We start from the raw sequence: 7,571 nt of genomic DNA on the forward strand, positions 1-7,571 counted from the left end.
AGCATCAATGACTACCGAAGAAAAAATATTCAATGCCGCCAGAATAGTGTTCCAAAAAAAGGGATTCGCTGGAGCGCGCATGCAGGAAATTGCCGATGAGGCAGGTATCAACAAAGCAATGTTACATTACTGTTTTAAAAACAAACAATTGCTTTTTGAAGCAGTTTTTATGAATGCCTTCAGCCAATTGGCTCCGCAGATCAATGAGATCTTCAACTCAGAAGCAACAGTTTTTGAAAAAATTAAAAAATTCACAAACAGTTATATTTCATTTGTCATTGTCAACCCTTATTTGCCGTCGTTTGTAATTCAGGAAATGAACAACAACCCCGAATTTGTACTATCCTTTCTAAATCATAAAAATCGCCCCGATCCTACTCCATTATTAGCGCAAATCGAAAAAGAAATAGCAGAAGGAATCATTAAACCTATTCCTCCAAAACAGCTTTTATTAGATATTTTTTCGATGACGGTTTTTCCTTTTGCAGCCAAAACAATGATAAAAGGAATCATTCAGCTTTCAGAAACTGAATTCAATGAAATGATGGAAGAACGAAAAACAAGCATAGCCGAAACTATTATTAATTCGATTAAAAAATGAGAACTCCAAAATATACTTTTATCATCCTTTTTTTACTTCCCTTTTTTGCTTTCGCACAGCAAAAAATGACATTGGAAAATTGTTATTCATTGGTTCATCAAAATTATCCAACCGCCAAACAAATTACTTTATTACAACAAAAATCGGATTATGAAGTGAATGCTTTACAAACCGGAAAATTGCCAAAAATAGATTTGAATGCCCAAGGAACCTATCAAAATCAAGTAACCGAAATTCCAAACCCTTTTGTATCCCCACTAAATAAAGACCAATACAAAGCTACATTAGACGTTAATCAGTTGCTTTACAATGGTGGTTTGATTGATGCCAATACCAAACTCAAAGAAGCCCAAACCAAAACCCAACAGCAACAAGTCGAGGTTAATTTATACCAACTCAAGTCTAGAATCAATCAATTATTTTTTTCTATTTTACTTTTGCAGGAGCGAAAAGATCTTTTGCTTGCCAAACAAAACCAATTGGAATCCAAAATAAAAGAGGTAAAATCGGGAATTCAATTTGGCGCCATTTTGCCTGCCTCCGAAAAAGTATTGGAAGCCGAAAACCTGAAAATTAAACAACAGCTTTCAGAAATTCAATATGACAAAAAAAAACTTTTCGAAAATCTTTCTTCCATAACCTATTCCAACATTTCTGAGACAACCGAATTGGACAAACCAATTATTACAACACCTGTAAATACAATCATAAATCGTCCTGAGATGCACTATTTTGAATTACAAGAACAGCAAATCGATGTTTCAAAAAGTATATTGACTAAAAATAATTTGCCTAAAATAAATGCCTTTGGAATCGCAGGTTATGGTAATCCGGGACTAAACATGATTGAAAATTCTTTTGAACCTATTTTTATGGTGGGATTGAAAGCCAATTGGAATGTATTTGATTGGAATAAATCAAAATCCGAGAAGGAAGCACTTACTGTTTCTGCTGATATCATCGCTACCGAAAAAGAAACATTCTTACTCAACAACAACATTCAACTGCAAGAAATCAATGCAGAAATACAAAAATCAGAAGCCAACATAGCAACTGATACTGATATAATCACTCTACGAGAATATGTAGAGAAATCAGCCAGTTCGCAATTAAAAAACGGAGTCATTACCGCCTCCGAATATTTGATCGAATTCACCAATTTGTACGAAGCCAAAAACAGCCAAAAAATACATGAAATACAATTGGAACTCGCCAAGGCCAATTATCAAGTCGCTATTGGAATCAATTAGTAATCCTTTAAACCTCTGTCTAAGTTCTAAACTTTGACAAAGGTTTACAAACAAATAAATCTTTAAACAAAATGAAACATATATTTATTCTAACACTGCTATTAAGCCTGTTTTCATGCAACAACAGTGACAACAAAGCCGATGGTTATGGCAATTTTGAAGCAACCGAAATCACTATTTCGGCAGAAGCCAATGGAAAACTGGAGTTTTTAAATATTGAAGAAGGCAATATCATTGAACCGAATACTTTGGTAGGATTGGTAGATACACTACAATTACATTTTAACAAGCAGCAGCTTGTAGCTTCAAAGGCTACGATTTATTCTAAATCTGAAAATGTATTATCACAAATCAGTGTATTGCAGGCGCAACTCAAAACTACACTAATTGAACAAAAAAGGATTCAGAATATGTTTGCTGAAAACGCCGCTACCAAACGCCAAGTCGATGAAATAGAAGGAAAAGTGGATGTGATCAAAGAGCAAATAAAAGGCGTTCAAACCCAGAATGCACCTATTATAAATGAAATCGCTTCGATTGATGTTCAGATTAAAAAGATCAATGACCAAATCAAGAACAGCAAAATCATTAATCCGATAAAAGCAACCGTTTTGGCCAAATATGCAGAACCCAATGAAATAGCTTCCTTTGGAAAACCGCTCTATAAAATAGCCAATCTCAGCCAAATGACGTTGAGGGTTTATATTAGCGAAACCCAACTTCCGAAAATAAAACTGAATCAGAAAGTAACCGTAAAAATTGACAATGGAACTGGAATGAAATCCTATCCTGGGACTATTTCCTGGATTTCATCGGTAGCAGAATTCACTCCAAAAATCATCCAAACGAAAGAAGAACGAGTAAACTTAGTTTATGCCGTGAAAGTAGATGTAAAAAACGATGGTAGTTTAAAAATAGGAATGCCTGCTGAAATGTGGTTGAAATAAACGAATGAAACTACAAATTTTAAATTGATTTTTGAAATTGAAATTGACATTAAATATGAGCATAACCGTTCAAAATATTTCCAAATCCTACAACAAAATAAAAGCTGTTGAAACGCTATCTTTTGCTGTAAATGAAGGCGAAATATTTGGTCTCATTGGGCCTGATGGTGCCGGAAAAACAACTCTTTTTAGAATATTGACAACTTTGCTTTTTGCTGACGAAGGAACTGCATCCGTTGCAGGTTTTGATGTAGTAAAAGAATACAAATCCATACGTAATTGTGTGGGTTATATGCCCGGAAAATTCTCCTTGTACCAAGATTTATCCGTTGAGGAGAACCTAACGTTTTTTGCGACGCTTTTTGGCACCACCATCGAGGAAAATTACGATTTAATCAAAGATATTTACATTCAAATAGAACCATTTAAGACTCGAAGAGCAGGTGCACTTTCAGGTGGAATGAAACAAAAACTCGCTTTGTGCTGTGCTTTAATTCACAAACCTAAAGTCTTATTCCTAGATGAACCCACAACAGGAGTTGACCCCGTTTCCCGAAAAGAATTTTGGCAAATGCTAAAGCGTTTACAGCAAAAAGGAATTACAATTTTGGTTTCAACACCCTATATGGATGAAGCTGCTTTGTGTGACCGAATTGCATTAATTCAAAAAGGAAAGATCCTTAAAATTGATTCTCCAATCAACATTATCGAGAAATACGACAAAACCATTTATGATGTCCGAGCCAAAAATACGTATCAGCTCCTACTCGATCTAAAAAACCATCCAAGTCAATACAGCGTTTATGCCTTTGGTGAATCCATACATTACACGGACAAGGAAACTGAATTTGATTCTGATACATTAAAGAAATATTTAGAAGATAAAAAACATACCGAAATAGAGATCCAAATGACAAAACCAACCATAGAAGATGTTTTTATGGATTTGTAATCTATGTCCAAATAATTTGCGTCAAAAATGAATCAAGAAAAAATCATTACCGTAAATAACCTCACCAAAGAATTTGGCAGTTTCACCGCAGTCAACAGTATTTCCTTTGATGTATATAAAGGGGAGATTTTCGGGTTTCTGGGTGCCAATGGGGCGGGAAAAACAACAGCTATGAAAATGCTCATCGGTATTTCAAAACCCACATCGGGCGAAGCAACCGTAGCAGGATTTGATGTAAAAACCCAAGCCGAAATGGTCAAAAAAAGCATTGGCTATATGAGCCAAAAATTTTCAATGTATGACGATTTGACCATCAAGGAAAACATCACCTTTTTTGGCGGCATCTATGGATTGTCTCGTGCCCAAATCAAAGAAAAAACAGCACAATTAATTCAGGAGTTAAATTTACAGGATGTTGCCGATAAATTGGTAAAATCTTTGCCCCAAGGTTGGAAACAAAAACTATCCTTTTCGGTAGCTCTTTTGCACGAACCCAAAATAGTATTCCTCGATGAGCCTACTGGAGGAGTTGACCCTATTACAAGACGGCAATTTTGGGAAATGATTTACGCCGAAGCACATAAAGGCACCACACTATTTGTCACCACGCATTATATGGACGAAGCCGAATATTGTGACCGAGTCTCCATCATGGTCGAAGGAAAAATAGAAGCTCTGGACAGTCCAAAAAATTTAAAACAAAAATACAATGTCGATTCCATGAATGATGTATTCCTGAAACTCGCACGAAATATTGAATAGTTGCAGATTGCAGTTTTTAGATTGCAGTCAAATACAGGTAAATAATCTAATAATTCAACAATATAAGTAGTCTAAAATGAAAAGATTCATCGGTTTTGTAACAAAAGAGTTCTACCACATTTTTCGGGACAAACGTACTATGTTCATTCTTTTCGGAATGCCAATGGTCCAGATCATGCTGTTCGGATTTGCCATTACCAATGAAATTAACAATGTCAATATCGCTATTTTCGACCAATCCAAAGACAACGAAACCCAACAAATCATCAATAAAATAAGCGCTTCCAAGTATTTTAAAATCGTGAACCAAATCACACACGAAGCCCAAATAGAAAGTATTTTCCGAACCGGAAAAGTCAAAGCCGTCTTGGTATTCGAGAAAGATTTTATTCAAAACCTACAAAATAAAAAAACTGCCAAAGTACAAGTCATCACTGATGCTACTGATCCGAATATAGCCAATACCATCACCAATTATATCAACGCTATTTTACAGAATTACTCGCAGGAAATCAATAAAAATGTCAAACCTGTTTACCAAATTCAAACCCAAACGCAACTGTATTACAACCCAGAACTCAAGAGTGTCTTCACTTTTGTACCCGGCGTAATGACCGTAATTTTGATGTTGGTTTCGGCTATGATGACTTCTATTTCTATCACACGGGAAAAAGAAATGGGCACCATGGAAGTCCTTTTGGTATCGCCCATAAAGCCCTTTCAAGTCGTCATTGGAAAAGTTTTTCCGTATATTTTTCTATCCATTATCAATGCAGCTATTATCTTGCTTTTAGGAGTTTTTGTCTTCAAAATGCCAATTGAAGGCAGTCTTTTTCTATTAGCCTTAGAAAGTATATTATTCATCATCACAGCACTATCGCTAGGAATTCTAATCTCGACCATTGCACAATCACAGCAAACCGCCATGATGTTTTCCTTAGCGGGATTAATGCTCCCCGTTATCATCCTGTCGGGTTTTATATTTCCTATTTCGAGTATGCCGTTGCCTCTCCAAATCATCAGCAATATCATACCGGCAAAATGGTTCATCATCATCATCAAAGCTATTATGCTCAAAGGAGCCACAATACATACCATTTGGAAAGAGACCTTAATATTGATAGGAATGACTATCCTTTTTATTGCAATAAGTATCAAGAAATATAAAATCAGACTGGAGTAAAAAAAGAGAATAGAAACAAGAACAAAGAGAAAAGATAAAAAAAATTGAAATCTAAAATTAATAAGTAGCTAATCCTGCTATACATTACAAGTCCTTACTCCAAAAAGTGTTTTTCTAAGCCCAAAAAAGAGCTTCTTTCAGTCGCTTTTTTTAGTGCAAGAAAAAACTACTTTTTGTCGCTCCGGGCTTTCCATTGCTATCAGGGCTAGGACTTCAAAGAAACAAGAAAACTTCAATGACAATTTCACTGGTAATCTAAAAAATCTAAATATCACAAATCGTTGATCAACAATCTAAAATGAAAACAATCCTATTCATCATCCAGAAAGAATTCAAGCAAATCTTTAGAAACAAAGGAATGTTACCTATCATATTTGTTTTACCATTAATTCAATTATTAATCTTGTCCAACGCCGCCAGCTTTGAAATCCAAAATATCAAGTTCTCTTATATTGATCATGACCATTCGGCAGCTTCCAGGGAACTCATCAGTAAATTTCAAGCTTCAAAATCATTCATAATTGTAAACCAATTCAATACTAAAGAAGAAGCCAACCTCGAAATGCAAAAAGGAAATATCGATATTATACTCGAAATCCCCACACAATTCGAACGCAACCTCATCACTGATAAAACCACCATACTCTCCGTAAGTATAAATGCCATCGATGGAGCATCTGCAGGAGTAGAAAACGTCTATATTTCGCAAATCATTGGAACTTACAATCAAAAAATTCAAAGCCACCTTTTGCAATACAAAGATAATTCCTTTATAACGCCACAAAACATAATCACTATACCATCCTTTTGGTACAACAACACACTGAACTATAAGACCTATATGGTTCCCGGAATTTTGGTATTATTAGTTACTATGATAACTCTTTTTCTTTCGTCCATGAATATCGTTCGGGAAAAGGAAATTGGCACTCTCGAACAAATAAACGTAACTCCAATCCGGAAACATCAATTCATTATTGGCAAATTATTCCCTTTTTGGATTCTTGGTTTAGTCATTTTAACTATTGGTCTCCTCATTGCCAAAGTCGTATTCAATGTTCCTATGTTAGGAAGTTTGTTTTTGATTTACGCCTTTACTTCTGTGTATTTATTGCTTATTTTAGGCATCGGATTATTCATATCAAATCACACTGAAACGCAACAACAGGCCATGTTTATTGCTTGGTTTTTTATGGTAATTTTTATTTTAATGAGTGGACTGTTTACACCAATAGAAAGTATGCCAAATTGGGCGCAAAACATAACTTTGTTCAACCCGATTCGCTATTTTGTTGAAATCATTAGAATGGTGATGCTTAAAGGAGCCACTTTTACGGATATTACAACCCAATTTTCTATTATCACTGGCTATGCGATTGCTTTAAATACTCTTGCGGTATTGAGTTATAAAAAAGTTAATTAATGAAAACTATTCAAAAAAAATAATAGTTTTGAAATATCGTTAAATTCAAAAACTAAAAACATGAAAAACCTAATCACCCTTTTAGCAGTAGCACTTTTTTCGGCAGGTATGAATGCAAGCGCTCAAGAAACAAAACCAAAAGAAACCCCTAAAAAAGAATGTACCGCCAAAGAAAAAAAGGCGTGTGACAAATCCAAAAAATCTTGCTGCACAGCAAAATCTGAAAAGAAAATGTAATGTAATTAATTTATAATACCCTAAAAAGAGTGCTTGATTATTCAAGCACTCTTTTTTATTAAAAAAAACATTGGAAACCAAATAAAAAAAGACACTGTCCCATAAAGTGTGTAAGTTGAAAAGTCAAGGCTTCGGTTTTATAATCGGAGCCTTTTATCAAATATAAGGGTAAATTGGTTTAAAACAATTCCCCAATTTTGAATAGGCATCGTCCAT

General features: G+C 34.8%; 8 protein-coding genes. All 8 read left to right on the forward strand.

What is annotated here, in order from left to right:
• The first annotated feature begins 7 nt into the window (after window positions 1–7).
• Entirely contained in the window at window positions 8–601 is a 594-nt protein-coding gene (locus tag KZH69_RS19285) for a TetR/AcrR family transcriptional regulator (protein ID WP_219319110.1), read from the forward strand.
• Entirely contained in the window at window positions 598–1,851 is a 1,254-nt protein-coding gene (locus tag KZH69_RS19290) for a TolC family protein (RefSeq protein WP_219319111.1), read from the forward strand. Before KZH69_RS19285 ends, KZH69_RS19290 begins: the two co-directional genes overlap by 4 nt.
• Before the next feature lie 71 nt (window positions 1,852–1,922).
• Entirely contained in the window at window positions 1,923–2,798 is an 876-nt protein-coding gene (locus KZH69_RS19295; protein ID WP_219319112.1) for an HlyD family secretion protein, read from the forward strand.
• 55 nt (window positions 2,799–2,853) lie between these two features.
• Entirely contained in the window at window positions 2,854–3,750 is an 897-nt protein-coding gene (locus KZH69_RS19300) for an ABC transporter ATP-binding protein (RefSeq protein ID WP_219319113.1), read from the forward strand.
• 27 nt (window positions 3,751–3,777) lie between these two features.
• Window positions 3,778–4,512: an ABC transporter ATP-binding protein gene (locus tag KZH69_RS19305; RefSeq protein WP_219319114.1), complete on the forward strand. Its 735-nt coding sequence runs from the start codon at window positions 3,778–3,780 to the stop codon at window positions 4,510–4,512.
• A gap of 76 nt (window positions 4,513–4,588) precedes the next feature.
• Window positions 4,589–5,695 (forward strand): ABC transporter permease, encoded by a 1,107-nt coding sequence (locus KZH69_RS19310; protein ID WP_219319115.1) that lies wholly within the window; start codon window positions 4,589–4,591, stop codon window positions 5,693–5,695.
• Between the two features lie 298 nt (window positions 5,696–5,993).
• On the forward strand, window positions 5,994–7,118 hold the full coding sequence (locus KZH69_RS19315) for an ABC transporter permease (RefSeq protein WP_219319116.1): 1,125 nt from the start codon (window positions 5,994–5,996) through the stop codon (window positions 7,116–7,118).
• A 60-nt stretch (window positions 7,119–7,178) separates the two neighbouring features.
• Window positions 7,179–7,355, forward strand: coding sequence for a hypothetical protein (locus KZH69_RS19320; protein WP_219319117.1), 177 nt, complete (start codon window positions 7,179–7,181; stop codon window positions 7,353–7,355).
• The last annotated feature ends 216 nt before the right edge of the window (window positions 7,356–7,571 follow it).

This window comes from Flavobacterium taihuense, assembly GCF_019351435.1.
Classification (GTDB): Bacteria; Bacteroidota; Bacteroidia; order Flavobacteriales; family Flavobacteriaceae; genus Flavobacterium; species Flavobacterium taihuense.

Bases quoted from the DNA above. Each gene is read 5' to 3' on its own strand.
- KZH69_RS19285 (WP_219319110.1), top strand. From the start codon at position 8: ATGACTACCGAAGAAAAAATATTCAATGCCGCCAGAATAGTGTTCCAA.
- KZH69_RS19290 (WP_219319111.1), top strand. From the start codon at position 598: ATGAGAACTCCAAAATATACTTTTATCATCCTTTTTTTACTTCCCTTT.
- KZH69_RS19295 (WP_219319112.1), top strand. From the start codon at position 1,923: ATGAAACATATATTTATTCTAACACTGCTATTAAGCCTGTTTTCATGC.
- KZH69_RS19300 (WP_219319113.1), top strand. From the start codon at position 2,854: ATGAGCATAACCGTTCAAAATATTTCCAAATCCTACAACAAAATAAAA.
- KZH69_RS19305 (WP_219319114.1), top strand. From the start codon at position 3,778: ATGAATCAAGAAAAAATCATTACCGTAAATAACCTCACCAAAGAATTT.
- KZH69_RS19310 (WP_219319115.1), top strand. From the start codon at position 4,589: ATGAAAAGATTCATCGGTTTTGTAACAAAAGAGTTCTACCACATTTTT.
- KZH69_RS19315 (WP_219319116.1), top strand. From the start codon at position 5,994: ATGAAAACAATCCTATTCATCATCCAGAAAGAATTCAAGCAAATCTTT.
- KZH69_RS19320 (WP_219319117.1), top strand. From the start codon at position 7,179: ATGAAAAACCTAATCACCCTTTTAGCAGTAGCACTTTTTTCGGCAGGT.